We start from the raw sequence: 26,619 nt of genomic DNA, 5'->3' as shown, positions 1-26,619 counted from the left end.
ATAATGAATAATGCTGATGCCCAGGTCGACACCTGCTACGGGCCGGTAAGCCAGGAATTTATCGACCGGGCGGCGAAGATCCGTTTACTGATCCTCGACGTCGACGGCGTGCTTTCCGACGGCCTTATCTATATGGGCAACAACGGCGAAGAACTGAAAGCGTTTAACGTCCGCGATGGCTACGGGATCCGCTGCGCGCTGACTTCCGGTATTGAAGTCGCGATTATTACCGGGCGAAAAGCTAAACTGGTAGAAGACCGCTGCCAGACGCTGGGCATTACGCATCTGTATCAAGGTCAGTCCGATAAGCTATTGGCGTTTCGCGAATTATTAAGCAAACTGGCGGTTCGCCCCGATGAAGTCGCGTACATTGGCGACGATCTGATCGACTGGCCGGTAATGGCGGAGGTCGGTTTAAGCGTCGCCGTCGCCGATGCGCATCCGCTGCTGCTCCCGCGGGCGAACTATGTCACGCGAATTAACGGCGGACGCGGCGCGGTACGCGAAGTCTGCGATTTGTTACTATTGGCGCAGGGCAAGCTTGATGAGGCCAAAGGGCAATCAATATGAGTAAAACCAGACGTTGGGTTATCATCTTACTATCGCTGGTCGCGTTGATCCTGATCGGCCTGAACCTGGCGAGTACGGACGACACCGCGACCGTCGCGGTCAATCCTAACGATCCGACGTATAAAAGCGAGCATACCGATACCGTGGTGTACAGCCCGGAAGGCGCGTTGAGCTATCGTCTGATAGCCGAGCATGTCGAATACTTTTCCGAACAAGAAGTATCGTGGTTCACCAACCCGGTAATGACTACCTTTGATACCAACAAGGTTCCGGCCTGGTCAATCAGAGCGGATAAAGCCAAGTTAACCAACGACCGTATGCTGTATCTTTACGGCCACGTTGAGGTCGACGCGTTGAGCCCCGACTCTCAACTGCGCAAAATTACCACCGATAACGCGCAGGTGAACCTGGTGACCCAGGATGTAACCTCTGACGATATGGTGACGTTATACGGAACAACATTTAATTCCAGCGGCCTGAAAATGCGCGGGAACCTACGCAGCAAAAATGCCGAGCTGATTGAAAAGGTTAGAACCTCTTATGAAATTCAGAACAAACAAACTCAGCCTTAACATTGCGCTCGCAAGCGCGCTTCTGGCCGCCAGCCTGCCGGCTCTGGCAAAAACCGGCGATACCGATCAGCCGATTCACATCGAATCCGATCAGCAGTCGCTGGATATGCAGGGTAACGTCGTGACCTTCACCGGTAACGTGGTCGTTACCCAGGGGACCATTAAGATCAATGCCGACAAAGTCGTGGTTACCCGCCCTGGCGGTGAAAAAGGCAAAGAGGTGATCGACGGTTTCGGCAATCCGGCCACCTTCTATCAGATGCAGGACAATGGCAAACCGGTGAAAGGCCGCGCGTCGAAAATGCATTATGAACTGCAGAACGATTTCGTGGTGCTGACCGGTAACGCGCATCTGGAACAGCTGGATAGCAATATTCAGGGCGATAAAATCACCTATCTGGTGAAAGAGCAGAAAATGCAGGCCTTCAGCAACAAAGGCGGTCGCGTGACTACGGTACTGGTGCCTTCGCAGTTGCAGGACAAAAGCGGCGATCAGCAAAAGAAAGGTAAGTAATCCGTTATGGCAACATTAACTGCAAAAAACCTCGCCAAAGCCTACAAAGGCCGCCGCGTGGTGGAAGACGTCAGCCTGACCGTCAACTCCGGTGAAATCGTCGGTCTGCTGGGCCCGAACGGCGCCGGTAAGACCACCACCTTTTATATGGTGGTGGGCATTGTGCCGCGCGATGCCGGCAACATTATCATTGACGATGAAGATATCAGTCTGCTGCCGCTGCACGCGCGCGCGCGCCGCGGCATTGGTTATCTGCCGCAGGAAGCCTCTATCTTCCGCCGCCTGAGCGTCTACGATAACCTGATGGCGGTGCTGCAGATTCGCGACGATCTCAGCAGCGAGCAGCGTGAAGATCGCGCTAAAGAGCTGATGGAAGAATTCCACATCGAACACCTGCGCGATAGCCTGGGCCAGGCGCTCTCCGGCGGTGAACGCCGCCGCGTCGAAATCGCCCGCGCGCTGGCGGCGAACCCCAAATTCATCCTGCTGGATGAACCGTTCGCCGGGGTCGACCCCATCTCCGTTATCGATATTAAACGCATCATCGAACACCTGCGCGACAGCGGGCTTGGCGTACTCATTACTGACCATAACGTCAGGGAGACGCTGGCGGTCTGTGAACGAGCTTATATCGTAAGCCAGGGCCATCTCATCGCCCACGGCACCCCGCAGCAAATCCTTGAAGACGAGCAGGTTAAACGCGTGTACCTTGGGGAAGACTTCAGACTCTGATAGGGTAGAGGTTATAGACGTTTTAGCCGGAGATATTGACCCTGAACATGAAGCAAGGTTTGCAATTAAGGCTAAGCCAACAGCTTGCCATGACGCCCCAACTGCAGCAGGCCATCCGCTTGTTGCAGCTGTCTACGTTAGAACTCCAGCAAGAACTCCAGCAGGCGCTGGAGAGTAACCCATTGCTTGAGCAAACCGATCTTCACGAAGAGGTTGAAACCACAGAAGCCGAGGACCGCGAGTCCCTGGATACCGTCGACGCGCTCGAACAAAAAGAGATGCCGGATGAGCTGCCGCTGGACGCCAGCTGGGATGAAATCTACACCGCCGGCACGCCGTCGGGTAATGGCGTCGACTACCAGGACGATGAACTGCCGATCTATCAGGGTGAAACCACCCAGAGCCTGCAGGATTATCTGATGTGGCAGGTTGAGCTCACGCCTTTCACCGATACCGACCGCGCGATTGCCACCTCCATCGTCGATGCCGTTGACGATACCGGCTACCTTACTATTCCCATTCAGGACATTGTCGATAGTATCGAAGATGATGAAATTGGCATTGAGGAAGTGGAAGCGGTACTCAAACGCGTGCAGCGTTTCGATCCGGTCGGCGTCGCCGCCAGGGATCTCCGTGACTGCCTGCTGATCCAGCTTTCACAATTTGCCAAAGAGACGCCGTGGCTGGAAGAGGCGCGGTTGATCATCAGCGAGCATCTTGATCTCCTGGCCAACCACGATTTCCGCAGCCTGATGCGCGTCACCCGCTTGAAAGAAGACGTTCTGAAAGAGGCGGTTTGCCTGATCCAGTCGCTGGATCCGCGGCCGGGGCAGTCCATACAAACCAGCGAGCCGGAGTACGTGATCCCGGATGTGCTGGTGCGCAAGGTTAGCGACCGCTGGGTTGTCGAGCTCAATTCCGATAGCATTCCGCGGCTGAAGATTAATCAGCAATACGCGGCGATGGGCAATAATGCGCGCAACGACGCCGACAGCCAATTTATCCGCAGCAACCTGCAGGAAGCCCGCTGGCTGATTAAGAGCCTTGAGAGCCGTAACGATACCCTGCTGCGTGTCAGCCGCTGCATCGTCGAACAGCAGCAGGCCTTCTTTGAGCAGGGCGAAGAATTTATGAAACCGATGGTGCTGGCGGATATCGCCCAGGCCGTCGAGATGCATGAATCAACAATTTCACGCGTTACCACGCAAAAATATCTGCACAGTCCACGCGGTATTTTTGAGTTGAAGTATTTCTTCTCCAGCCATGTGAATACCGAAGGCGGCGGCGAAGCCTCGTCTACCGCCATTCGCGCGCTGGTGAAGAAGTTAATCGCCGCGGAAAACCCCGCGAAGCCGTTGAGCGACAGCAAGCTCACCACCATGCTCTCCGATCAGGGTATTATGGTGGCACGGCGCACTGTTGCTAAGTACCGAGAGTCTTTATCCATTCCGCCGTCAAACCAGCGCAAACAACTGGTCTGACACAACCGATAAGGAAGACACTATGCAGCTCAACATTACAGGACACAACGTCGAGATCACTCCTGCTATGCGCGACTTCGTCACCACGAAGTTCAGCAAACTGGAGCAGTTTTTCGATAGGATCAACCAGGTCTATATTGTGTTAAAAGTAGAGAAGGTGACGCAAATCGCGGACGCCAATTTGCATGTCAACGGTGGCGAAATCCATGCCAGTGCGGAAGGGCAGGATATGTATGCCGCTATCGATGGTCTTATCGATAAGCTGGCAAGACAGTTAACAAAACATAAAGATAAACTGAAACAACACTAATTGTCCGGGCGATCGCCCTTATCCGCAGCCCGCGGATAAGGGCAGCTCAGGTGAAATTATGATGAACAACGATTCCGCTCTACAACTGAGCAATGTCCTTAACCAGGATTGTACCCGTAGCCAGGTTCACTGCCAGAGCAAGAAACGCGCGCTGGAAATCATCAGCGAACTGGCGGCGAAGCAGCTAGGTTTACCGCCGCAGGTGGTCTTTGAAGCGATCCTGACCCGTGAAAAAATGGGCAGTACCGGGATCGGCAACGGCATTGCGATCCCTCACGGCAAGCTTGAAGAGGATACCCTGCGCGCCGTTGGCGTCTTTGTGCAGCTGGAAACGCCGATCGCCTTCGATGCGATCGACAATCAGCCGGTTGATCTGCTGTTTGCGCTACTGGTGCCGGCCGATCAAACCAAAACCCACCTGCATACGCTCTCGCTGGTCGCCAAACGTCTGGCGGACAAAACCATCTGCCGTCGCCTGCGCGCTGCGGTGAGCGATGAAGAGTTGTATGAGATCATCACCGAAGCAGGAAGCAGCGATGACGCTTAACGTGAGTCGCGCCTTAACCTTTATCGTACTGAGGAGAAACGGTACATGGTACTGATGATCGTCAGCGGCCGCTCTGGCTCGGGGAAATCCGTCGCCCTGCGAGCGCTGGAAGATATGGGCTTCTACTGTGTGGATAACCTGCCGGTAGTGCTGTTACCTGAGCTGGCGCGAACGCTGGCCGACCGCGATATCTCCGCGGCCGTCAGCATCGACGTGCGTAATATGCCGGAATCACCGGAAATCTTTGAACAAGCGATGCAGAACCTGCCGGAATCCTTCTCCCCGCAGCTGCTGTTCCTTGATGCCGACCGCAATACCCTGATCCGCCGCTACAGCGATACCCGCCGCTTGCATCCGCTCTCCAGCAAGAATTTGTCGCTCGAAAGCGCGATCGACGAAGAGAGCGATCTGCTCGAGCCGCTGCGCTCGCGCGCGGACCTGATCGTCGATACTTCCGAAATGTCGGTGCATGAACTGGCCGAGATGCTGCGTACCCGCCTGCTAGGTAAACGCGAACGTGAATTGACGATGGTCTTTGAATCATTCGGCTTCAAACACGGTATCCCGATCGATGCCGATTACGTTTTTGACGTCCGTTTCCTGCCGAACCCGCACTGGGATCCGAAGCTACGCCCCATGACCGGCCTCGATAAACCGGTTGCCGCCTTCCTCGATCGCCATACGGAAGTGCATAACTTTATTTATCAGACCCGAAGCTATCTGGAGCTTTGGTTGCCAATGCTGGAAACCAATAACCGCAGCTATCTGACGGTGGCCATTGGTTGTACCGGCGGTAAGCATCGCTCGGTCTATATTGCCGAACAGCTGGCTGACTACTTCCGCTCGCGCGGTAAGAACGTGCAGTCTCGTCACCGGACGCTGGAAAAACGTAAATCATGACCGTCAAGCAAACCGTTGAAATCACCAACAAGCTGGGCATGCATGCGCGCCCGGCGATGAAGCTTTTCGAGCTAATGCAGAATTTCGATGCGGAAGTGTTGCTACGCAACGACGAAGGCACGGAGGCGGAAGCCAATAGCGTTATCGCCCTGCTGATGCTCGATTCCGCCAAAGGTCGTCAAATTGAGGTGGAGGCCAGCGGCCCGCAGGAAGTCGAAGCGCTGGCGGCGGTGATCGCGCTATTCAACGCCGGGTTTGATGAAGACTAAGCATCTCCCGGCGGGATTGCGGTTAATGCAGCTTATTGGCCTGCATAAAGCCTTCGCCGCCTAACTGACGCATCTGGCGCAGGATCCATGCCTGTCGGCTGCGAACATAACCTGATGGCGCATCGGCGCGAAACCGAATCGGATTCGGTAATACCGCCGCCAGCAGCGCGGCCTCTGCAGGGGTTAAACGGCTGGCCGGCTTATGAAAATAGCGCTGAGCCGCCGCTTCAACACCGAAAATACCGTCGCCAAACTCGGCGATATTCAGATACACGGTGAGAATGCGTTTCTTGCTCCAGACCGTTTCAATACCGACGGTCAGGCCCACTTCCAGCCCCTTGCGTAGCCAGCTACGGCCATCCCATAAAAACAGGTTTTTCGCCGTCTGCTGAGAGAGCGTTGACGCGCCGCGAATTCGATTTTCATTCCGTTCGTTGTGCGCCAGCGCTTTTTCGATTGCCGGCACGTCAAAACCCCAGTGGTCGGGGAATTTCTGATCTTCAGCGGCAATCACCGCCAGCCCCATCCAGGGGGAAATCTCGTCCATACCAACCCAATCAGAATGGGCGACATAATGAAAATCACCGGAGAACCAGGCGCTAACCTGGCGCTCGAGCATCACCGCTGAGAACGGCACCGGCAGAACGCTGAATACGGCGATACCGCCGCCCCAGAAAACCACGCAGATAAGCGCCAGGCGTAACAGCAGGCGCTTGATCATCGCCAGCGGCGCAACACGCTTACTCATTCAGCGAGAACCAGTACGCGATCGACCAGTTTCTCAATACCGCTGGCGGCCTCGGCAATATTCTGCGCCAGCATATAAGCAGGCGTGGTCACCACCTTGTTGTCTTCATCGACCACGATGTCGTCAACCGGGCACGGCACATGCTCCGCGCCCATCTCTTCCAGCACCTCGGCAGTATCCGGATCGGTACCGATGGTTATCCGCAGCGGCGTCGGGAAAATCTTCGGCAACAGCGCCGGCGCGATACACATAAAGCCCAGCGGCTTACCCGCCTCGTGCATCGCCAGCGTTAACGCCTGCAGATCGCGGTCAACGACGCAGTCACTCCCCTGGGCGGCGAAATTACTCAGGTTTTTCGCCGCGCCAAAGCCGCCTGGCACAATCAGCGCATCCAGATCGTCCACACGGGCGCTGGCCAAAGGCTGAATAGCGCCGCGCGCAAGACGCGCCGCTTCAATCAGCACGTTGCGGCTTTCCGCCATCGTTTCGCCGGTCAGATGATTGATCACGTCGGTTTGCGCCTTATCCGGCGCAAAGCAGACGGCCTGCGCGCCGCGACGCGCAATGGCCAACAGGGTAATGACCGCTTCATGGATTTCTGCGCCGTCGTAAACGCCACAGCCGCTTAGTACCACGCCAATCTTCTTCATCTTGCTAACCCCTTAGCGCAACTCTATGAAACAAGTAAATAATTTTGATTTACTCGCTATGCTTCACATATTTTACCGATTCACGTAACAAATTATTTATGGTTTGCTATCTTAATGAACGAGCAAGCCAAATCCTCAGGTTGCGCCGTGTAAAAAAATCACTCGAACAATCCTGGCTCAACAACCAGTTCCCTGGTGTTGGCGCAGTATTCGCGCACCCCGGTTTATCCGGGGTCATTTTTTATCCGCCGCCGCAATCCAGGCCTTCAGTATCGCAACATCGTTTTGCCACTCGGATTTCATCTCTTCCACCCACTCGCCGACGTTGTCTTCCCACGCGGGTAAATCAGGCGTTTGGATCTGCTGTCCCAACTGCTGGATATGGCGCAGGCCTATCGAACCCGCCGCGCCCTTAATTTTATGGCCCTCATCGACGATACCTTTCTGGTCGCGCGCGGTGAGATTCGATTCCAGCACGGACATGTAGCCTGGCATCATCTTCTCAAACACCGCCAGCCCGTCGGTAATCAGCTTCGGTCCCACCAGCTCGATATATTGCTCCAGCATATCGGTGTCCAGTACCGATGCCGATTTCGCGACATCCACCGCAGGCGGTTCATGGCCGTCGTCTTCCGGCGCATCCCAGAATTTCTTGATGATCGCGGTTAACGCCGGTACCGACAGCGGCTTACTCAATACATCATCCATGCCGGCATCAAGGTATTCTTTTTTGTCCTTCAGCACGTTAGCGGTCAGCGCCACCAGCGGCGGCAGCTCATCGGCGGCATAGCGCTGTTTTAGCTGCCGCGAGATATCGAGGCCGGTCATGTCCGGTAGCTGAATATCCAGCAACACCAGGTCGTATTCGCCGGGTTCGAACATCTCCAGCGCGGCTTTACCGGTCATCGCCACGTCCACGCTGTTGCCCAGTTTTTCCAGCACCGAACGGGCGACAATCACGTTCAGTTCGATATCTTCCACCAGCAGCACGTTCAGCGCCGGCAGCGGCATATCGTCTTCGGCCAGCGTATCTTCGACTTCATCAGCCACCGCCTGCGCGTGTACGGTCAGGGTAAACGTCGCCCCCTGCCCCGGCTGGCTGGTCACGCTGATATCGCCGCCCATATTGCGCGCCAGACGGCGCGACACCGCCAGACCAATGCCGGTACCGGTTGCCGGTTTACCGCCATGGCTGTCTTTCACTTGATAATACATGGCGAAAATTTTGTCCTGCTCCGCCTGCGGGATACCGATACCGGAGTCCTCGACTTCGAAGTGCAGCATATCGCCTTCATCATAGCGGACGCGCACGGTGACATTGCCCTGCTGGGTAAACTTCACCGCATTGCTGATCAGGTTCCACAGGATCTGCCGCAGGCGCGTACCATCGGTTACCACCTTATGCGGCAGCGGCTGGGTTGGCTCCATCACAAAGCGCAACCCTTTCTGCTGCGCCTGCAGGCCCGAGAGGTTCTCCAGATCGGCAAGGAAGCTGGTGAAGTCCACCTCCTGATTATCGAGCTGCACTTTGCGCCGCTCCATTTTATCCATGTCGATAATATCGTTGAAGATATTCCCCAGCGTCACCGCTGAAACATGGATAGTTTTCAGATATTTTTCCTGCTCGTTGGTCAATTCAGTATCCAGCAGGATGCGGCTGAGCCCAACGATGCCGTTGAGCGGCGTACGCAGCTCGTGGCTGATGGTTGAGATAAAGGTGGTCTTGTCCCGGCTGGCGCGCTCCAGCGCGTCCTGATAGCGCTTACGCTCGGTAATATCGCGGCCAAAGCCCATCAGGCCACGGCGCTTGCCCACGCGGTCATAGTAGGGGACCTTGCGGATCTCAAAGCAGGCTTTACGCCCATCGGGATAATCGAGCCATTGTTCGTAGGTCAGCGAGACATTATGGCGGAAGACTTTCTCATCGGTCTCCAGCACTTTCACCGCGGCTTCTTCGCTATAGACATCCTGCGGCTTGAGGTGAATCAGCTGCTTTTCGCTTTTTCCGGTCAACAGTTCCATCGCCCGGTTACAGCCGGAGAACTCTTTATCTTCGTTACGATAGAAAACCAGATCCGGTGAGGCATCAAGGAAAGAGCGCAGGAAGGAGGACTGTTGTTCCAGCTGAATTTGCGTCTCTTCACGCTCTTTCATCTCTATTTTCAACTGTTCCAGCGTAGTCTCGCGTTCCGCTTCCGCTTTCTCACGCTCGCCAATTTCCTGGTTCAACTGGGCGATATTGTCCTTGAGCTGCACGTTAAGCTTAAGGTCGCGCTCGCGCATCTCTTCCAGCTTTTCCACCAGCCGCGAGAGCCGCTGCCGCGACTCTTCCAGCTGTTCGACTACCACCGACAGAAAATAGACCGCCCAGGGGGTAATCAGCAGCCCGAAGAAGATAGAACGGATGACATCAATACTCTCCACCTGCCCATGCAGCACCATTGTGACGGCCATCTGTACCACAATAGCCAGCACCACCAGCGCCAGAGCTAACAGCATTGAAAAGCGCACCAGACCTAACTTCATCATCAGATCGACATAGTACTGCGCCAGCATACGAATTTGCTTCATGAGGGATTCCTTATCGCCAACTCCGCACAATAATACCCAATTCTGAACATTACGCTGTAAGTTGTGCAAAAAATGCGGCGGTAATCAGCCGTTAAGGAAGTGGAGCATCAGGCGGGCAGGATCCACGGTGTCCCCAATGCCGACCCCTGAACGCCATGGGCATTAAGGTATTTGTCCAGCTCGACCATGCCGGTCCAGCGGTTTTCGCACCACAGCGGCGCCAGCAGCGTTGGGCGACGGGCGCTGGCCGAAATACGGTGATAAATCACCTCCGGCGGCGTATGGCGAATCATCTCACCGGCGGTGACCGTATAGTCATCCAGCGCAATACCGTTCAGGCGACCCGCCTGCCAGGCTTTCGCCATGATGCTGCCGGTCACGATGTGCAGCGGGTGCAGCTTAATGCCATCGACGCCGGTCTCGACCACCCGTTGCAGGGTGTGCAGGCACTGTTGCTGGGTTTCGCCCGGTAGACCGACGATAAGATGCGCACAGACCTTTAATCCGCGCTCGCGCGCCAGTCGGGTGGTGCGCTGGTAGCAGGCAAAGTCATGGCCGCGATTGATACGATGCAGCGTTTTATCATGCGCGGTCTGCAGCCCCAGCTCCAGCCAGATTTCATAGCCCTGCTCCCGATATTCGCTGAGCAGGTCCAGCACCGCATCGGGAACGCAGTCGGGGCGAGTGCCGACGCACAGCCCCACGATATTCGCCTGACTCACCGCCTGCTGATACATCGAACGCAGGAGCTGAACTTCGGCAAAGGTGCTGGTGTAGGCCTGGAAATAAGCAAGATAGCGTTTCGCGCGGTTGACCAACTGCGCCTGGTGCGCCAGCTGATCGGCAATTGAGCGGTACTGCTGGGCCTCGTCGGCGAAGGAGGCGACATTACAAAATGTGCAGCCGCCGCGGCCAATTGTGCCATCCCGGTTCGGGCAGCTAAATCCACCATGCAGCGTCAGTTTATGAACCTTTTCGCCGTAGCGGCGCGTAAGATCCCCACCAAACATGTTGACTAATTTTTGTAACTGCATAATCTGATAGACCGGCCTCAAGAAAGGGGCCAAGCCTGCCATTTTTAGCCTCCGACGGCGATGACCTGGATCAATCGTCAGCGCGGCCGCTTAGCTCATTGCATATTCAATCAAAATAAACGCTGTTTCATTCACAGCTGCAGTAATAACATTTCCTTATACTTCAATGCTGAGTTTCAATTATCTTTGTCACAGCAAAAAATAGTTTTATTTCCTGCCATTAAGAACAGCAGCAGTCAAATACTCTGCTATAAAAATACAATTCAGCACAGAAAGGTAATCTTAGGCTGCGGATATAGTGAGACAGATCACACTAGATTACGCATCCCTGAGAGTTTATATGCCTTTAAAAAAACAATAATACTCTTTAAAATCATAAAATTAACCACCTCTTAGCACACTTTTGTATAAATAAGATTGCCATTTGACGTAAGTGTGGATTCTCGATAAGTTGGGAATCCGCTGGAAGCTTTCTGGATGAGCGCTCTGCTCATCATATTTATGCAGTAATTGAGATTCCCTCTTAATAGCAAGTCCTCAAACTTGTGTACCGATGCGAAAAGGATTTAAAGAGGGCGAATGCGAGGTAGGCAAAGATGCCCTTACCCCGTCGCCATGCTCTTGCTGTGCCTTGCGCGCAATCGATTAAGAGGGCATCCCGTAGAGCCTGGGGAGGTTCACTGATATGTTGTACGACAAATCCCTTGAGCGGGATAACTGTGGTTTCGGCCTGATCGCCCACATAGAAGGCGAACCTAGCCACAAGGTAGTGCGCACCGCTATACACGCACTGGCCCGAATGCAGCACCGCGGCGCGATCCTTGCCGATGGTAAAACCGGCGACGGTTGCGGCCTGCTGTTACAAAAACCCGATCGTTTCTTCCGGATTGTGGCGGAAGAACGCGGCTGGCGCTTAGCCAAAAACTACGCCGTCGGGATGCTGTTCCTGAATAAAGACCCCGAGCTGGCAAGCGCTGCGCGCCGTATCGTTGAAGAAGAGCTGCAACGCGAAACATTGTCTATCGTTGGCTGGCGCGATGTGCCGACTAACGAAGGCGTGCTCGGTGAAATCGCCCTCTCCTCGCTGCCTCGTATTGAACAAATTTTTGTTAACGCTCCGGCAGGCTGGCGCCCGCGCGATATGGAACGCCGTCTGTTCATCGCGCGCCGTCGCATTGAAAAGCGCCTGCAGGACGACAAAGATTTCTACGTTTGTAGCCTGTCGAACCTGGTCAATATCTATAAAGGTCTGTGTATGCCGGCGGATTTGCCGCGCTTCTACCTGGACCTCGCGGACCTGCGCCTGGAATCCGCTATCTGTCTGTTCCACCAGCGCTTCTCCACTAATACCGTGCCGCGCTGGCCGCTGGCGCAGCCGTTCCGCTATCTGGCGCACAACGGTGAAATCAATACCATCACCGGTAACCGCCAGTGGGCCCGCGCCCGTACCTATAAATTCCAGACCCCGCTGATCCCCGATCTGCATGACGCCGCGCCGTTCGTCAATGAAACCGGCTCTGACTCAAGCTCGATGGATAATATGCTGGAACTGCTGCTGGCAGGCGGGATGGATATCGTCCGCGCGATGCGCCTGCTGGTACCGCCGGCCTGGCAGAATAACCCGGATATGGATCCGGAGCTGCGCGCGTTCTTCGACTTTAACTCCATGCATATGGAGCCGTGGGACGGCCCGGCGGGCATCGTCATGTCCGACGGTCGCTACGCCGCCTGTAACCTCGACCGTAACGGTCTGCGTCCGGCGCGCTACGTCATTACCAAAGATAAACTCATCACCTGCGCGTCTGAAGTCGGCATCTGGGACTATCAGCCGGATGAGGTGATGGAAAAAGGCCGCGTTGGGCCTGGCGAGCTGATGGTCATCGATACCCGCAGCGGGCGCATTCTGCACTCGGCGGAAACCGATAACGATCTGAAAAGCCGCCATCCGTACAAAGAGTGGATGGAGAAAAACGTCCGCCGTCTGGTGCCGTTCGAAGACCTGCCGGAAGAAGAAGTCGGCAGCCGTCAGTTGGATGACGACACGCTCGCCAGCTACCAGAAACAGTTTAACTACAGCGCCGAAGAGCTGGACTCCGTTCTGCGCGTCCTTGGGGAAAACGGCCAGGAAGCGGTCGGTTCGATGGGCGATGATACCCCATTCGCCGTGCTCTCCAGCCAGCCGCGTATCATTTACGATTATTTCCGCCAGCAGTTCGCCCAGGTGACAAACCCGCCTATCGATCCGCTGCGTGAAGCGCACGTGATGTCGCTGGCTACCAGTATTGGTCGCGAAATGAACGTCTTCTGCGAAGCGGAAGGCCAGGCGCACCGCCTGAGCTTTAAATCGCCGATCCTGCTGTACTCCGACTTTAAACAGCTGACCACCATGGAGGAGGAGCACTATCGCGCCGACACCCTGGACATTACCTTTGATGCCAACGAAACCACGCTGGCCGAGACGGTAAAAGCGCTGTGCGATAAAGCGGAACAGATGGTGCGTAACGGTACCGTATTGCTGGTACTGTCTGACCGCAACATCGCGAAAGATCGTCTGCCAGTGCCGGCGCCGATGGCCGTTGGCGCTATCCAGACGCGCCTCGTCGAAAAGAGCCTGCGCTGCGACGCTAACATCATCGTCGAAACCGCCAGCGCCCGCGATCCGCACCACTTCGCGGTGCTGCTGGGCTTTGGCGCGACGGCTATCTATCCTTATCTGGCTTACGAAACCCTGGCGAAGCTGGTGGATAGCAAAGCTATCGATAAAGAATACCGTGCGGTGATGCTGAACTACCGTAACGGCATCAACAAAGGCCTGTACAAAATCATGTCGAAGATGGGGATCTCGACCATCGCCTCCTACCGCTGCTCGAAGCTGTTCGAAGCGGTCGGCCTGCATCGCGACGTGGCCGACCTCTGCTTCCAGGGCGTAGTGAGCCGCATCGGCGGCGCCGGTTTCGACGACTTCCAGCAGGACCTGCTGAATCTGTCGAAGCGCGCATGGCTGGCGCGTAAACCGCTGGCTCAGGGCGGCTTGCTGAAATACGTCCACGGCGGCGAATATCACGCCTACAACCCGGACGTCGTTCGCACCCTGCAGCAGGCGGTTCAGAGCGGCGAATACCGTGATTATCAGGAATACGCGAAGCTGGTTAATGAACGCCCGGCGGCCACGCTGCGCGATCTGCTGGCGCTCAACCCAGGCGATGAAGCCGTAAGCATCAATGAGGTGGAATCAGCGAAAGAGCTGTTTAAACGCTTCGATACCGCGGCCATGTCGATCGGCGCACTGAGCCCGGAAGCGCACGAATCACTGGCGGAAGCGATGAACAGCATCGGCGGCTTCTCCAACTCCGGTGAAGGCGGTGAAGACCCGGCGCGCTACGGCACCAACAAAGTCTCGCGCATTAAGCAGGTGGCTTCCGGTCGTTTCGGCGTTACTCCAGCCTACCTGGTGAATGCCGACGTGATCCAGATTAAAGTCGCCCAGGGCGCGAAACCCGGTGAAGGCGGACAGTTGCCGGGTGACAAAGTGACGCCTTATATCGCCAAACTGCGTTATTCGGTACCGGGCGTGACGCTGATCTCCCCGCCGCCGCACCACGATATTTACTCTATCGAGGATCTGGCGCAGCTGATTTTCGACCTCAAGCAGGTCAATCCGAAGGCGATGATTTCCGTCAAACTGGTTTCCGAACCGGGTGTCGGCACCATCGCCACCGGCGTGGCGAAAGCCTACGCAGACCTTATCACTATCGCCGGTTACGATGGCGGTACCGGGGCGAGCCCGCTCTCATCGGTGAAATATGCCGGCTGTCCGTGGGAACTTGGCCTGGTGGAAACCCAGCAGGCGCTGGTCGCCAACGGCCTGCGTCATAAAATTCGCCTGCAGGTAGACGGCGGCCTGAAAACCGGCCTCGATATCATCAAAGCGGCGATCCTTGGCGCGGAAAGCTTCGGCTTCGGCACCGGCCCGATGGTCGCGCTGGGCTGTAAATACCTGCGTATCTGTCATCTGAACAACTGCGCCACCGGCGTAGCGACCCAGGACGACAAACTGCGTAAGAACCACTACCACGGCCTGCCGTTCAAAGTGACCAACTACTTTGAATTCATCGCCCGCGAAACCCGCGAGCTGATGGCGCAGCTGGGCGTGAAGCGCCTGGTGGACCTGATCGGCCGTACCGACCTGCTGAAAGAACTGGAAGGCTTTACGGCGAAACAGCAGAAACTGGAGCTCGGCAAACTGCTGGAAACCGCTGAGCCGCTGCCGGGCAAGGCGCTGTACTGCACCGAGAGCAACCCGCCGTTCGATAACGGCGTGCTCAACGCGCAGCTGCTGCAGCAGGCGAAGCCGTATGTGGATAACAAACAGAGCAAAACGTTCTGGTTCGATATTCGTAACACCGACCGTTCCGTTGGGGCGTCGTTGTCCGGTTATATCGCCCAGACTCATGGCGACCAGGGGCTGGCCGCCGACCCGATTACCGCCCACTTTAGCGGTACCGCGGGCCAGAGCTTCGGCGTCTGGAACGCCGGCGGCGTTGAGCTGCACCTGACCGGCGACGCCAACGACTACGTGGGTAAAGGCATGGCGGGCGGTCTGCTGTCGATTCGTCCTCCGGTCGGCTCCGCCTTCCGCAGCCATGAAGCAAGCATCATTGGCAACACCTGTCTGTATGGCGCGACCGGCGGTCGTCTGTACGCGGCAGGACGCGCGGGCGAACGCTTTGCGGTACGTAACTCCGGCGCCATCACCGTGGTGGAAGGCATCGGCGACAACGGCTGTGAATACATGACCGGCGGTATCGTCTGTATCCTGGGTAAAACCGGCGTGAACTTCGGCGCAGGTATGACCGGCGGCTTTGCTTACGTCCTGGATGAAGATGGCGACTTCCGTAAACGCGTTAACCCTGAACTGGTGGAAGTTCTGGACGTGGACACGCTGGCTATCCATGAGGAACACCTGCGCGGCTTAATTACCGAACACGTCCAGCTTACCGGTTCGCAGCGCGGCGAAGAGATCCTCGCCAACTGGCCGGCCTTCGCGGCGAAGTTTGCGCTGGTTAAACCGAAGTCCAGCGATGTTAAAGCACTGTTGGGTCACCGTAGTCGTTCCGCAGCTGAGCTGCGGGTGCAGGCGCAGTAAGGGGTTAAGATGAGTCAGAACGTATACCAATTTATCGACCTGCAGCGTGTTGATCCGCCAAAGAAACCGCTGAAGATCCGTAAAATTGAGTTTGTAGAAATTTACGAGCCGTTTTCAGAAGGCCAGGCCAAGGCGCAGGCGGACCGCTGCCTCTCCTGCGGCAACCCGTACTGCGAATGGAAATGTCCGGTGCACAACTACATCCCGAACTGGCTGAAGCTGGCCAACGAGGGGCGTATTTTTGAAGCGGCGGAGCTGTCGCATCAGACCAACACCCTGCCGGAAGTCTGCGGACGTGTCTGCCCGCAGGACCGCCTGTGCGAAGGTTCCTGCACCCTGAACGATGAGTTCGGCGCGGTGACCATCGGCAACATTGAACGCTATATCAACGATAAAGCGTTTGAGATGGGCTGGCGCCCGGACTTGTCCGGCGTGAAGCAAACCGGTAAAACCGTCGCCATCATCGGCGCCGGTCCGGCAGGGCTGGCCTGCGCCGATGTGCTGACCCGCAACGGCGTGAAGGCGATCGTCTTCGATCGTCATCCGGAAATCGGCGGCCTGCTGACCTTCGGCATCCCGGCGTTCAAGCTGGAAAAAGAGGTGATGACCCGCCGCCGTGAGATCTTCACCGGCATGGGGATTGAGTTCCGGCTCAATACCGAAGTGGGTCGTGACGTCCAGCTCGACGATCTGCTGAAAGAGTACGATGCGGTATTTCTGGGCGTGGGCACCTACCAGTCCATGCGCGGCGGGCTGGAAAACGAAGATGCCAACGGCGTGTATGACGCTCTGCCGTTCCTTATCGCCAACACCAAACAGATCATGGGCTTTGGCGAAACGGCACACGAACCTTTCGTCAGTATGGAAGGCAAACGCGTGGTGGTTCTCGGCGGCGGCGACACCGCGATGGACTGCGTACGGACCTCGGTTCGTCAGGGGGCGGCGCACGTTATTTGCGCCTATCGCCGTGACGAAGAAAACATGCCGGGCTCCAAACGCGAAGTGAAAAACGCGCGTGAAGAGGGTGTCGAATTCCAGTTCAACGTCCAGCCGCTGGGCGTGGAAGTGAATGCCAACGGCAAAGTGTGCGGCGTGAAAATGGCGCGCACCGAAATGGGCCAGCCGGATGCGAAAGGCCGCCGTCGCGCGGAAATCGTCGCCGGTTCCGAGCACGTGGTGCCGGCAGACGCGGTGGTGATGGCGTTTGGTTTCCGTCCGCACAGCATGGAATGGCTGGCGAAGCATAGCGTCGAGCTGGACTCTCAGGGCCGCATCATCGCCCCGGAAGGCAGCGACAACGCGTTCCAGACCAGCAACCCGAAAATCTTTGCCGGCGGCGATATCGTTCGCGGTTCGGACCTGGTGGTAACGGCGATTGCCGAAGGCCGCAAAGCGGCAGACGGTATCCTCAACTATCTTGAAGTCTGATTAGATTCTGAGTCGCAACGCATAAAAGCCCGATGGTTAACGCCACCGGGCTTTTTTATGCTTCATCGATTAGAAACGGCTTTTTTCAACGCCGTATTATACCAGCCACAGATATGCTCTAAGCGGGTTATCGCTGACCCGACGGTGACGGCCCACGCGCCGTGGCGCATCGCCTCAGCCGCCTGCGCTGGCGTATTATACCGTCCCTCGGCGATTACCCTGCAGCCCGCGGCGCTGAGGCTTTTCACCAGCGCCAGGTCGGGCTCATCCGGCGTCTCTTCTGCGGTATAGCCTGAAAGAGTGGTGCCGACGATTTCTGCGCCCAGCTGCCAGCACTGCAGGGCATCGGCCTGAGACGAACAATCCGCCATCGCCACTTTTCCCTGATGATGAATTTCCGCCAATAGCGCCGATACCGGTACCGGACGCTGACGCTGCGTACCGTCAATGGCAATAATATCCGCCCCGCCCTGCGCCAGCGCGACGATATCCTCCACCCACGGGGTGATACGCACCGGGCTTTCATGCAGATCGCGCTTTATCAGGCCGATAATGGGCACCGTCACTAACGGACGAACGGCCTGCAGGTTGTTCAGACCTTCAATACGCAGCGCCACGGCCCCCGCCTGCTCTGCCGCCAGCGCCATCGCGGCGACAATCTGCGGGTTATCAAGCGGGCTGCCGGGTACCGGCTGGCAGGAGACAATTAATCCGCCATGATGGCGTATGCGCGAATTTAGTTGGGCAAATAAAGACATTCCTGCTCCCCGAACGGATACGTGTAGCGTTAACAGTACCAGTGGCGAGACGCGTGATGTGTGGCGGGGTTAACAAAGCAGGCAGGCAAAAAAAACAGGCCCCGGAGGGCCTGTCAGGAATTACTTCACAACGCGCAGCGCCGGACGACCACCGCGCGGCGGCGGTGGCGTGTCGTCAGGATCGTCATCGTGATTATCCGGTTTATCGCCATCAATCACCGACATCACCGTTTCGTTTTCGCTCTCAGGCGCGACGTCATCATCGTTGAGGCTGCTGACATCTTCGTCATAGGCCGCTTCAGGTTCAAACATCGTTCCTGCGCCGTTCTCACGGGCATAGATAGCGAGTACCGCAGCCAGCGGCACGGAAACGTTGCGCGGTACGCCGCCGAAGCGGGCGTTAAAGCGCACTTCGTCATTCGCCAGTTCCAGATTGCCCACCGCACGCGGCGCAATGTTCAGAACGATTTGGCCGTCGCGAGCGTACTCCATCGGCACGAGAACGCCTGGCAGCGTCACATCGACGACCAGGTGCGGAGTCAGCTGGTTATCCAGCAGCCACTCATAGAACGCCCGCAGCAGGTACGGGCGACGCGGCGTCAGCTGTGATACATCCATTATTTAGCCCCGGCCGAGGCGCATTTCACGCTCGGCTTCAGTTAAAGAAGCGAGGAAAGAATCACGTTCGAAGACGCGAGTCATATAGCCCTTAAGCTCTTTCGCGCCAGCACCCACCAGTTCTACGCCGAGAACCGGCAAACGCCACAGCAGCGGAGCCAGGTAGCAATCGACCAGGCTGAACTCGTCGCTCAGGAAGTAAGGCTTCTGAGTAAAGACCGGCGCAATCGCCTGCAGTTCTTCACGCAGCTGCTTACGAGCGGCATCAGCCTGGGCCGCGGTACCGGTCTGGATGGTGTTCATCAGCGAATACCAGTCTTTCTCGATACGTTGCATGTACAGACGGCTTTCACCACGCGCCACCGGGTAAACCGGCATTAGCGGCGGATGCGGGAAACGCTCATCCAGGTATTCCATAATGATGCGGGATTCCCACAGAGTGAGCTCACGATCCACCAGCGTCGGGACGCTTTGATTCGGGTTGAGGTCAATCAGATCCTGAGGCGGGTTATCCTTCTCCACGTGCTCTATCTCAAAACTGACACCTTTTTCGGCCAGCACGATGCGGACCTGATGGCTATAGATGTCAGTAGGACCAGAAAACAGCGTCATTACCGAACGTTTGTTGGCAGCGACAGCCATGAAAACCTCCAGGTATATTCAGAATTTTTACTGCTGCCGACCACGCATGGCCAGCCAGATGTATAAACCCCATTCGCACGGCGACGATATGTTCATTGATTAACTAAAAAATGAACAACCACCAGCATTTGGGCAGAAAATTGGATGATAGTTTACCAGATTTTGCGGACGTTGTGGTGAGGGTATTCTGGAAATGCTGAAAAAGTGGCAAGAACAGACCATTTCTTTGTGGATAACAGCCGTTTTATCCATAAAAAAACCCGCCGGAGCGGGTTTTTTCGCAAATTGTTCTGCGTGAGCAGAAAACAATTAACGTTTGGAGAACTGCGGACGACGACGTGCTTTACGCAGACCGACTTTCTTACGTTCAACCTGACGAGCGTCACGAGTAACGAAGCCAGCTTTACGCAGATCAGAACGCAGGGACTCGTCGTACTCCATCAGAGCGCGGGTGATACCGTGACGGATCGCACCAGCCTGACCAGAGATACCACCACCTTTAACAGTGATGTACAGATCCAGTTTCTCAACCATGTCGACCAGTTCCAGCGGCTGACGAACTACCATGCGGGCAGTTTCACGACCGAAGTACTGTTCCAGCGAACGCTGGTTGATTACGATTTTGCCGTTGCCCGGTTTGATGAAAACGCGAGCTGCGGAACTTTTGCGGCGACCAGTGCCGTAGTATTGATTTTCAGCCATTGCCTATAATCCCGATTAGATGTCAAGAACTTGCGGTTGCTGTGCCGCGTGGTTGTGCTCGTTACCAGCGTAAACTTTCAGTTTACGGTACATAGCACGACCCAGCGGGCCTTTTGGCAGCATGCCTTTAACCGCGATTTCAATCACACGCTCAGGACGGCGGGCAATCATCTCTTCAAAGGTCGCTTCTTTGATACCACCGATGTGGCCGGTGTGGTGGTAGTACATTTTGTCTTCGCGCTTGTTGCCGGTTACAGCAACTTTTTCTGCGTTCAGAACGATGATGTAATCACCAGTATCAACGTGCGGAGTGTATTCCGCTTTGTGCTTACCGCGCAGGCGACGAGCCAGTTCAGTAGCCAGACGGCCCAGAGTTTTACCGGTCGCGTCAACAACATACCAGTCGCGTTTTACGGTTTCTGGTTTAGCTGTAAAAGTTTTCATTAAAAGCTTACCCAAATAAATAAGTTACACGTTGGTGAACACCCAAACGTTTAGTCAGTTGAGGTTCACACGACAAAGTCCGGCAAACCTACCCCTTCGAATAGCCTATGCCAGCACATAGAAGATTTCGGGAAAAAAAACCTTCTCGTAACGTGGGGTCGCAAGATTATAGAGAAGTAGGGGCCAAAGATCGACCCCTTTATGTGATTTGCAGCAGGTTTTTCTCAACGTGAGAAGAAGGCTGGATTCAGGGCATGTGCGGCTGTTTCAGATACTCTTCGCTTTGCATTTCCTGCAGGCGCGATAAACAGCGCTGGAACTCAAACTTCAGGCGTTCGCCCTGATAGATCTCATACAGCGGTACCGCCGCGCTGACTACCAGCTTCACGTGGCGTTCGTAGAATTCATCCACCAGCGCGATAAAGCGCCGCGCTTCGCTCTCGAGCTGCGTCGTCATCACCGGCACATCGAACAACATCACGGTATGGAACAGGCGTGACAGCGCGATGTAATCGTGCTGGCTGCGCGCATCTACGCACAGCGTGTCGAACGACGCTGCCAGGGTCTGGTTTTCCACGCCCAACGTCGGCAGCGGCCGGTGGTTAATTTCCAGCGTCGGCATCTGCTCGCGTTTGCCCCCCGCCAGCGCCAGCCAGAGTTTATCCATTTGCTGGCTGGTCTCGGCATTGAGCGGCGACAGCCACAGATGCGCCTGGGTTAAAGTGCGCAGGCGGTAATCAATCCCCGCATCGACGTTCATAATGTCGCAATGCTGTTTGATGGCGTCTATCGCCGGCAGGAAACGCGCGCGTTGCAGACCATTGCGGTAGAGTTCGTCCGGCGGGATGTTCGAGGTAGCGACCAGCGTAATCCCCCGCGAGAACAGCGCTTTCATTAAGCCGCCGAGCAGCATGGCATCGGTGATGTCGGAGACAAAAAACTCGTCGAAGCACAACACATCGGTTTGCGCTTTAAAGCGGTCGGCAACGATTTCCAGCGGGTCGCTATGCCCCTGCAGGGTGGTTAACTCTTCGTGCACGCGCAGCATAAAGCGATGGAAATGCAGGCGCTGTTTACGCTCGCCCGGCAGGCTTTGATAGAACATATCCATCAGCCAGGTTTTGCCGCGCCCCACGCCGCCCCACATATACAGGCCGCGTACGGCGGTCGCTTCCGCCGCCGGCTCGCGCTTGCCGAGTAGTTTGCTGAATTTCGCCCGCAGACCGCCGCCCGCGGGCGCTGCGGCTACAGGTTTATCCTGCAGTTCACGATAGATGGTATCGAGGCGGCTGACCGCTTCTTGTTGGACATCGTCTGGTTGATGGCTGCCCTCTTTGAGAGCTAAAAGGTAACGCGATGTTGGGGACAGGCTTTGCATGATCTTATTGTTATTCCTTGAAAACCGTGGCGCCGTGACGCACGATTGACGAAAAAAAGGCGGTTCTACAGTACGCGATGATACGCCAGGATTCCACTTCTGTGGAATTAGCGGTTATAGTGGCACTATCGGGCGCAGGCGGAGAGCCTAACAGCCACCCTACGGAACCACAAAACAACGGGAGATGTTCATGACCTGGGAATACGCGCTAATTGGATTAGTCGTCGGTATCATCATCGGTGCCGTCGCCATGCGTTTTGGTAACCGCAAATTGCGTCAGCAACAAGCGCTGCAGTTCGAACTGGAAAAGAATAAAGCAGAGCTTGAAGAGTATCGCGAAGAGCTGGTCAGCCATTTTGCGCGCAGCGCAGAACTGCTGGACAACATGGCGGATGACTACCGTCAGCTGTATCAGCACATGGCAAAAAGCTCCAGCAGCCTGCTGCCGGACGCCATGGCGGACGCCAATCCGTTCCGCAATCGCCTGGCGGAGTCCGAAGCCAGCAACGATCAGGCGCCGGTACAGATGCCGCGCGACTACTCTGAAGGCGCCTCCGGCCTGCTGCGCGGTGGCGCGAAACGCGACTGATCCCGCTGTCTGCGTAAAAATATTTACCGGGCGCGCCTTCCGCGCCCGTCTTCCCCCTGCATCCCAGCTACAATTTAAGCACGGACCGCATTGTTAGCCGGTCGAAAATTCAATAACATCAAATCATTCGGACGTTTTTTCCATACACCTCAGGTTACGAGAGCCAGCATCTAATGAAGAAACAGACTTTGCTGTTGAGTGCGTTAGCGTTAAGCATTGGATTATCGTTGTCGGTCCTGCCTCCGGCGGCGGCATCACTGCCGACCCAGGTTCCAGGCCAGGGCGCGCTGCCGAGCCTCGCGCCGATGCTGGAAAAAGTATTGCCTGCGGTGGTGAGCGTGCAGGTAGAAGGCACCGCCTCGCCGGTGCAGAATATGCCGGAAGAGCTGAAAAAATACTTCGGCGACAACGCGCCGCAAGAGCAGGCGCAGCCGTTTGAAGGCCTCGGTTCAGGGGTGATTATCGACGCCGCCAAAGGCTACGTGCTGACCAACAACCACGTAATAAGCCAGGCGCAGAAAATCAGCATTCAGTTGAACGATGGCCGCGAGTTCGATGCCAAACTGGTAGGCAGCGACGAACAGAGCGATATCGCTCTGTTGCAGGTTTTAAAACCCAGCAATTTAACGCAAATCGCCATCGCGGATTCCGACAAACTGCGCGTCGGCGATTTCGCCGTTGCCGTCGGCAACCCCTTCGGCCTCGGCCAAACCGCCACTTCCGGCATTATCTCCGCGCTGGGCCGTAGCGGCCTTAATCTCGAAGGGCTGGAAAACTTTATTCAAACCGATGCCTCAATTAACCGCGGCAACTCCGGCGGCGCGCTGCTGAATCTCAACGGCGAGCTTATCGGCATTAATACCGCCATTCTGGCGCCGGGCGGCGGCAGCATCGGCATCGGATTCGCCATCCCGAGCAACATGGCGAAGACCCTCGCCGATCAGCTTATTCAATACGGCGAAATCAAACGCGGCCTGCTGGGTATTAAAGGCATGGAAATGAGCGCGGATATCGCTAAGGCGATGAATATCAACGCTCAGCGCGGCGCCTTCGTAAGCGAAGTCCTGGCCAATTCAGGCTCCGCAAAAGCAGGGATTAAATCCGGTGACGTTATCGTCAGCATGAACGGCAAACCGCTAAGCAGCTTCGCCGAGCTGCGTTCGCGTATCGCCACTACCGCCCCTGGCACTAAAGTAAAACTGGGGCTACTGCGCGACGGCAAACCATTGGAGGTCGAAGTCACGCTGGATAAGAGCACTTCTTCCACCGCCAGCGCCGATCTGATTATCCCGGCCCTGCAGGGAGCGGCGCTAAGCGATGGCCAGCTGAAAGACGGCACTAAGGGCGTGACTATCGATAACGTCGATAAAGGCAGCGCGGCGGCGCAGGTTGGCTTGCATAAAGACGATCTGATTATCGGCCTCAACCGCCAGCGCGTGCGTTCCATCGCCGAGCTACGTAAAGTGCTGGAAACCAAACCGGCCGTCATCGCGCTGAATGTGCTACGCGGTAACGAAAGCATTTATCTGCTGCTACGCTGACGGCTGCTTCCGGACATCGCGCGTCGTGCGATGTCCGGATAAGTCATGCTATGCTGCGCCTGCCCATTAATTAACGATATTCGCATCATGCCAGGAAAGCTTTTACGTTCAGTCCTTATCGGTTTAATCGTCGGCGGCATCCTGCTGGCGGCGATGCCTTCGCTGCGCCAGTGGCAGCTCTCATCGGCGACGCCGAGCGATACCGCTGACGAATCGCCCGCCAGCTATAATGCTGCGGTAAGACGCGCCGCGCCGGCGGTGGTCAACGTCTATAACCGCGCGCTGAACAGCACCAGTCATAACCAGCTGACGCTTGGCTCCGGCGTTATCATGGACCAACGCGGATATATCCTCACCAACAAGCACGTCATCAACGATGCTGACCAGATAATCATTGCTCTGCAGGATGGACGGGTATTCGAAGCCCTGTTAGTCGGTTCCGATACCCTGACCGACCTAGCGGTGCTCAAAATAAACGCCAGCGGCGGCCTGCCGGTCATCCCGATTAACCCGAAACGCGTTCCGCATATCGGCGATGTGGTACTGGCGATAGGCAACCCATATAACCTCGGACAAACCATCACCCAGGGCATCATCAGCGCGACCGGTCGTATCGGCCTGAACCCTACCGGGCGGCAGAACTTCCTGCAAACCGATGCCTCTATCAACCACGGCAACTCCGGCGGCGCGCTGGTCAACTCGCTGGGTGAATTGATGGGTATTAACACCCTGTCGTTTGATAAGAGCAATGACGGCGAAACGCCGGAAGGGATCGGCTTTGCCATCCCGTTCCAGCTGGCGACCAAGATCATGGATAAACTGATCCGCGACGGTCGGGTGATCCGCGGTTACATCGGGATCAGCGGCCGCGAGATCGCGCCAATGCATGCGCAGAGCGGCGGCATGGATCAGATCCAGGGGATCGTCGTGAATGACGTCGCCCCGGATGGCCCGGCGGCGCAGGCTGGGATCCGCGCCAATGACGTGATCATCTCGGTGAACGATAAACCAGCAGTTTCGGCGCTGGAAACCATGGACCAGGTTGCGGAAATTCGCCCGGGTTCAGAAATCCCGGTGGTCATCATGCGCGATGATAAGAAAATCACCCTGCACGTGGCGGTACAGGAATACCCGGCGACAAATTAACGCTTAGCGCTCCTTTACCGGGAGCGCGATTAATCGGCAAACAGCGGTCCGGCCGGGAATCTGGCCAGAAACCCGGTCACCGCCAGTAACGACCACAACGATGGCCAGCGGATCTGCCGCTCCCGCAGTTCATCATCCAGCGTCAGTAACGCGAACTCCCCTCTCTCGCCGAGAACCCCGCCCTGCCACAGCAGCCGTTGCGCCTGCTGCCGCGCCCACGGCGATTCACTCCTCCAGGCCAGCAAATGCAGCAGCGACTGCTGTAAACAAACGCTGTGCGCATGGTTGTCCCGCAGCAATCGTCGATACACCGGCAGCGAGATACTGCGTACGGTGTAGAAACCGCTGCATGATTCACTATCAGCCTGCGCCACGCTGGCGCACATCTGCCCGGCCAGATCGCATAAACGATTATGCGTCAGCGGCTGACGCAGCGCATCCAGATGCCCGGCAGCGGCGCAAAGCAGGCCGCTCCTTTGCCGCTCATGCGTCAGCGAATCAAGCAACGCCGCTACCGTTTCAGCCTCCCCGGTCTGCGCATGCTGTACACCGGCGTCATAACAACAGACAAAGAAATCATGGCTGCCACGGCCGACTAGCGGGTGCGCCAGCAGATTCAGCGCCGGATGCAGTTGTTCAAGCTCCTCCAGCGACGCCAGGGCGTCATCCACGACCCCCTCTTTTGCCGACGACCGGCTGGCAGGATGTAATACTAGCGTTTCATTCATCAAAGCCTCCTCAGGGAAAATTCCCGGCTCGCGCGGCGCCCGGCCGGGCTACGGGGTCACCGGTCGCCCGGCTAAGGCGCCAGCCGCCATCCGGCAACCTCTCCCCGGTGGCGCTGCGCTTACCGGGGCTACAAACCGGAGCGGACCGGTCGCCCGGCTAAGGCGCCAGCCGCCATCCGGGAACCTCTCCCCGGTGGCGCTGCGCTTACCGGGGTTACAAACCGGAGCGGACCGGTCGCCCGGCTAAGGCGCCAGCCGCTATCCGGGAACCTCTCCCCGGTGGCGCTGCGCTTACCGGGGTTACAAACCGGAGCAGACCGGTCGCCCGGATAAGGCACCAGCCGCTATCCGGGAACCTCTCCCCGGTGGCGCTGCGCTTACCGGGGTTACAAACCGGAGCGGAACGGTCGCCCGGCTAAGGCGTAAGCCGCTATCCGGGAAGGATGCCGGCCTACATCGCCAGCACGTACTTGAGCATCACCCCGGCGGCGATCGCCGAGCCGATTACCCCGGCCACGTTCGGGCCCATCGCGTGCATCAGCAGGAAGTTCTGCCCGTCCGCTTCCAGACCCACCTTGTTGGACACCCTCGCCGCCATCGG

26 protein-coding genes are annotated in these 26,619 nt (G+C 56.7%); 14 read left to right on the top strand and 12 right to left on the bottom strand.

What is annotated here, in order from left to right; translation table 11 throughout:
• Positions 1 to 3: 3 nt before the first annotated feature.
• The 9 genes from kdsC to npr are packed head-to-tail and all read left to right on the top strand — an operon-like array spanning position 4 to position 5,895.
• Positions 4 to 570: a 3-deoxy-manno-octulosonate-8-phosphatase KdsC gene (gene kdsC / locus PGR23_RS22285; RefSeq protein ID WP_015369496.1), complete on the top strand. Its 567-nt coding sequence runs from the start codon at positions 4 to 6 to the stop codon at positions 568 to 570.
• A complete protein-coding gene (gene lptC, locus PGR23_RS22280) occupies positions 567 to 1,142 on the top strand; it encodes an LPS export ABC transporter periplasmic protein LptC (RefSeq protein ID WP_047044700.1) in 576 nt (191 codons plus the stop codon). Before kdsC ends, lptC begins: the two co-directional genes overlap by 4 nt.
• Positions 1,111 to 1,656 (top strand): lipopolysaccharide ABC transporter substrate-binding protein LptA, encoded by a 546-nt coding sequence (gene lptA, locus PGR23_RS22275; RefSeq protein ID WP_015369494.1) that lies wholly within the window; start codon positions 1,111 to 1,113, stop codon positions 1,654 to 1,656. The genes lptC and lptA overlap by 32 nt, the downstream gene beginning before the upstream one ends.
• Before the next feature lie 6 nt (positions 1,657 to 1,662).
• The gene (gene lptB / locus PGR23_RS22270; protein WP_004206203.1) at positions 1,663 to 2,388 is read left to right on the top strand and encodes an LPS export ABC transporter ATP-binding protein; all 726 of its coding nucleotides are present in this window, start codon (positions 1,663 to 1,665) and stop codon (positions 2,386 to 2,388) included.
• 47 nt (positions 2,389 to 2,435) lie between these two features.
• A complete protein-coding gene (gene rpoN, locus PGR23_RS22265) occupies positions 2,436 to 3,869 on the top strand; it encodes an RNA polymerase factor sigma-54 (RefSeq protein ID WP_396279360.1) in 1,434 nt (477 codons plus the stop codon).
• A gap of 22 nt (positions 3,870 to 3,891) precedes the next feature.
• Positions 3,892 to 4,179, top strand: a complete 288-nt coding sequence (gene hpf / locus PGR23_RS22260) for a ribosome hibernation promoting factor (protein WP_004125711.1) — start codon at positions 3,892 to 3,894, stop codon at positions 4,177 to 4,179.
• A gap of 58 nt (positions 4,180 to 4,237) precedes the next feature.
• Positions 4,238 to 4,726: a PTS IIA-like nitrogen regulatory protein PtsN gene (gene ptsN, locus PGR23_RS22255; protein WP_015369492.1), complete on the top strand. Its 489-nt coding sequence runs from the start codon at positions 4,238 to 4,240 to the stop codon at positions 4,724 to 4,726.
• A 45-nt stretch (positions 4,727 to 4,771) separates the two neighbouring features.
• Positions 4,772 to 5,626, top strand: a complete 855-nt coding sequence (gene rapZ, locus PGR23_RS22250; protein ID WP_015369491.1) for an RNase adapter RapZ — start codon at positions 4,772 to 4,774, stop codon at positions 5,624 to 5,626.
• On the top strand, positions 5,623 to 5,895 hold the full coding sequence (gene npr / locus PGR23_RS22245) for a PTS phosphocarrier protein NPr (protein ID WP_002918431.1): 273 nt from the start codon (positions 5,623 to 5,625) through the stop codon (positions 5,893 to 5,895). The genes rapZ and npr overlap by 4 nt, the downstream gene beginning before the upstream one ends.
• Before the next feature lie 22 nt (positions 5,896 to 5,917).
• Here npr and mtgA read toward each other — a convergent pair whose 3' ends face one another.
• The 4 genes from mtgA to PGR23_RS22225 form a co-directional block, all read right to left on the bottom strand.
• On the bottom strand, positions 5,918 to 6,643 hold the full coding sequence (gene mtgA, locus PGR23_RS22240) for a monofunctional biosynthetic peptidoglycan transglycosylase (RefSeq protein WP_045394973.1): 726 nt from the start codon (positions 6,641 to 6,643) through the stop codon (positions 5,918 to 5,920).
• Complete coding sequence (gene elbB, locus PGR23_RS22235) at positions 6,640 to 7,293, bottom strand: isoprenoid biosynthesis glyoxalase ElbB (protein ID WP_045394975.1); 654 nt, start codon at positions 7,291 to 7,293, stop codon at positions 6,640 to 6,642. Before elbB ends, mtgA begins: the two co-directional genes overlap by 4 nt.
• A 234-nt stretch (positions 7,294 to 7,527) precedes the next feature.
• Positions 7,528 to 9,864, bottom strand: coding sequence for an aerobic respiration two-component sensor histidine kinase ArcB (arcB, locus tag PGR23_RS22230; RefSeq protein WP_045394977.1), 2,337 nt, complete (start codon positions 9,862 to 9,864; stop codon positions 7,528 to 7,530).
• 107 nt (positions 9,865 to 9,971) lie between these two features.
• Entirely contained in the window at positions 9,972 to 10,898 is a 927-nt protein-coding gene (locus tag PGR23_RS22225; RefSeq protein WP_396279359.1) for a TIGR01212 family radical SAM protein, read from the bottom strand.
• Positions 10,899 to 11,583: 685 nt separating this feature from the next.
• On the opposite strand from PGR23_RS22225, the gene gltB reads away from it, so the two are divergent.
• Together gltB and gltD are read left to right on the top strand one after the other, a co-directional pair.
• Entirely contained in the window at positions 11,584 to 16,044 is a 4,461-nt protein-coding gene (gltB, locus tag PGR23_RS22220; protein ID WP_072056438.1) for a glutamate synthase large subunit, read from the top strand.
• 9 nt (positions 16,045 to 16,053) lie between these two features.
• Positions 16,054 to 17,472: a glutamate synthase subunit GltD gene (gene gltD, locus PGR23_RS22215; RefSeq protein WP_015369485.1), complete on the top strand. Its 1,419-nt coding sequence runs from the start codon at positions 16,054 to 16,056 to the stop codon at positions 17,470 to 17,472.
• A gap of 62 nt (positions 17,473 to 17,534) precedes the next feature.
• On the opposite strand, the gene PGR23_RS22210 is transcribed toward gltD, so the two are convergent.
• From PGR23_RS22210 to zapE, 6 genes are all read right to left on the bottom strand, one after another.
• Entirely contained in the window at positions 17,535 to 18,230 is a 696-nt protein-coding gene (locus PGR23_RS22210; RefSeq protein ID WP_316422721.1) for an N-acetylmannosamine-6-phosphate 2-epimerase, read from the bottom strand.
• 120 nt (positions 18,231 to 18,350) lie between these two features.
• On the bottom strand, positions 18,351 to 18,848 hold the full coding sequence (gene sspB / locus PGR23_RS22205) for a ClpXP protease specificity-enhancing factor (protein ID WP_045394985.1): 498 nt from the start codon (positions 18,846 to 18,848) through the stop codon (positions 18,351 to 18,353).
• 3 nt (positions 18,849 to 18,851) lie between these two features.
• Positions 18,852 to 19,490, bottom strand: coding sequence for a stringent starvation protein SspA (sspA, locus tag PGR23_RS22200; RefSeq protein WP_015369483.1), 639 nt, complete (start codon positions 19,488 to 19,490; stop codon positions 18,852 to 18,854).
• Positions 19,491 to 19,799: 309 nt separating this feature from the next.
• Positions 19,800 to 20,192, bottom strand: a complete 393-nt coding sequence (gene rpsI, locus PGR23_RS22195; protein WP_047067237.1) for a 30S ribosomal protein S9 — start codon at positions 20,190 to 20,192, stop codon at positions 19,800 to 19,802.
• A 15-nt stretch (positions 20,193 to 20,207) separates the two neighbouring features.
• Positions 20,208 to 20,636: a 50S ribosomal protein L13 gene (gene rplM, locus PGR23_RS22190; RefSeq protein WP_002918559.1), complete on the bottom strand. Its 429-nt coding sequence runs from the start codon at positions 20,634 to 20,636 to the stop codon at positions 20,208 to 20,210.
• Between the two features lie 247 nt (positions 20,637 to 20,883).
• Positions 20,884 to 22,014 carry a cell division protein ZapE gene (zapE, locus tag PGR23_RS22185; protein ID WP_396279358.1) on the bottom strand — a complete coding sequence of 377 codons (1,131 nt, stop codon included), beginning with the start codon at positions 22,012 to 22,014 and terminating at the stop codon, positions 20,884 to 20,886.
• 190 nt (positions 22,015 to 22,204) lie between these two features.
• Between zapE and zapG the strand changes: the two genes are divergently transcribed.
• From zapG to degS, 3 genes are all read left to right on the top strand, one after another.
• Complete coding sequence (gene zapG / locus PGR23_RS22180; protein WP_015369480.1) at positions 22,205 to 22,603, top strand: Z-ring associated protein ZapG; 399 nt, start codon at positions 22,205 to 22,207, stop codon at positions 22,601 to 22,603.
• A gap of 173 nt (positions 22,604 to 22,776) precedes the next feature.
• A complete protein-coding gene (gene degQ / locus PGR23_RS22175; RefSeq protein ID WP_047039053.1) occupies positions 22,777 to 24,144 on the top strand; it encodes a serine endoprotease DegQ in 1,368 nt (455 codons plus the stop codon).
• 87 nt (positions 24,145 to 24,231) lie between these two features.
• Positions 24,232 to 25,290 (top strand): outer membrane-stress sensor serine endopeptidase DegS, encoded by a 1,059-nt coding sequence (gene degS / locus PGR23_RS22170; protein WP_015703614.1) that lies wholly within the window; start codon positions 24,232 to 24,234, stop codon positions 25,288 to 25,290.
• 29 nt (positions 25,291 to 25,319) lie between these two features.
• On the opposite strand, the gene PGR23_RS22165 is transcribed toward degS, so the two are convergent.
• Positions 25,320 to 26,018, bottom strand: coding sequence for a hypothetical protein (locus PGR23_RS22165; RefSeq protein ID WP_396279357.1), 699 nt, complete (start codon positions 26,016 to 26,018; stop codon positions 25,320 to 25,322).
• A gap of 451 nt (positions 26,019 to 26,469) precedes the next feature.
• Positions 26,470 to 26,619: sodium ion-translocating decarboxylase subunit beta (locus tag PGR23_RS22160; protein WP_142285316.1), on the bottom strand; the 150-nt coding region annotated here is incomplete at its 5' end.

The sequence above is a fragment of the Klebsiella sp. 141162 genome, from assembly GCF_050600755.1.
Classification (GTDB): Bacteria; Pseudomonadota; Gammaproteobacteria; order Enterobacterales; family Enterobacteriaceae; genus Klebsiella; species Klebsiella aerogenes.
The sequence above is the reverse complement of the archived record's forward strand: the minus strand, read 5'-3'. Positions and strand labels throughout refer to the sequence as shown.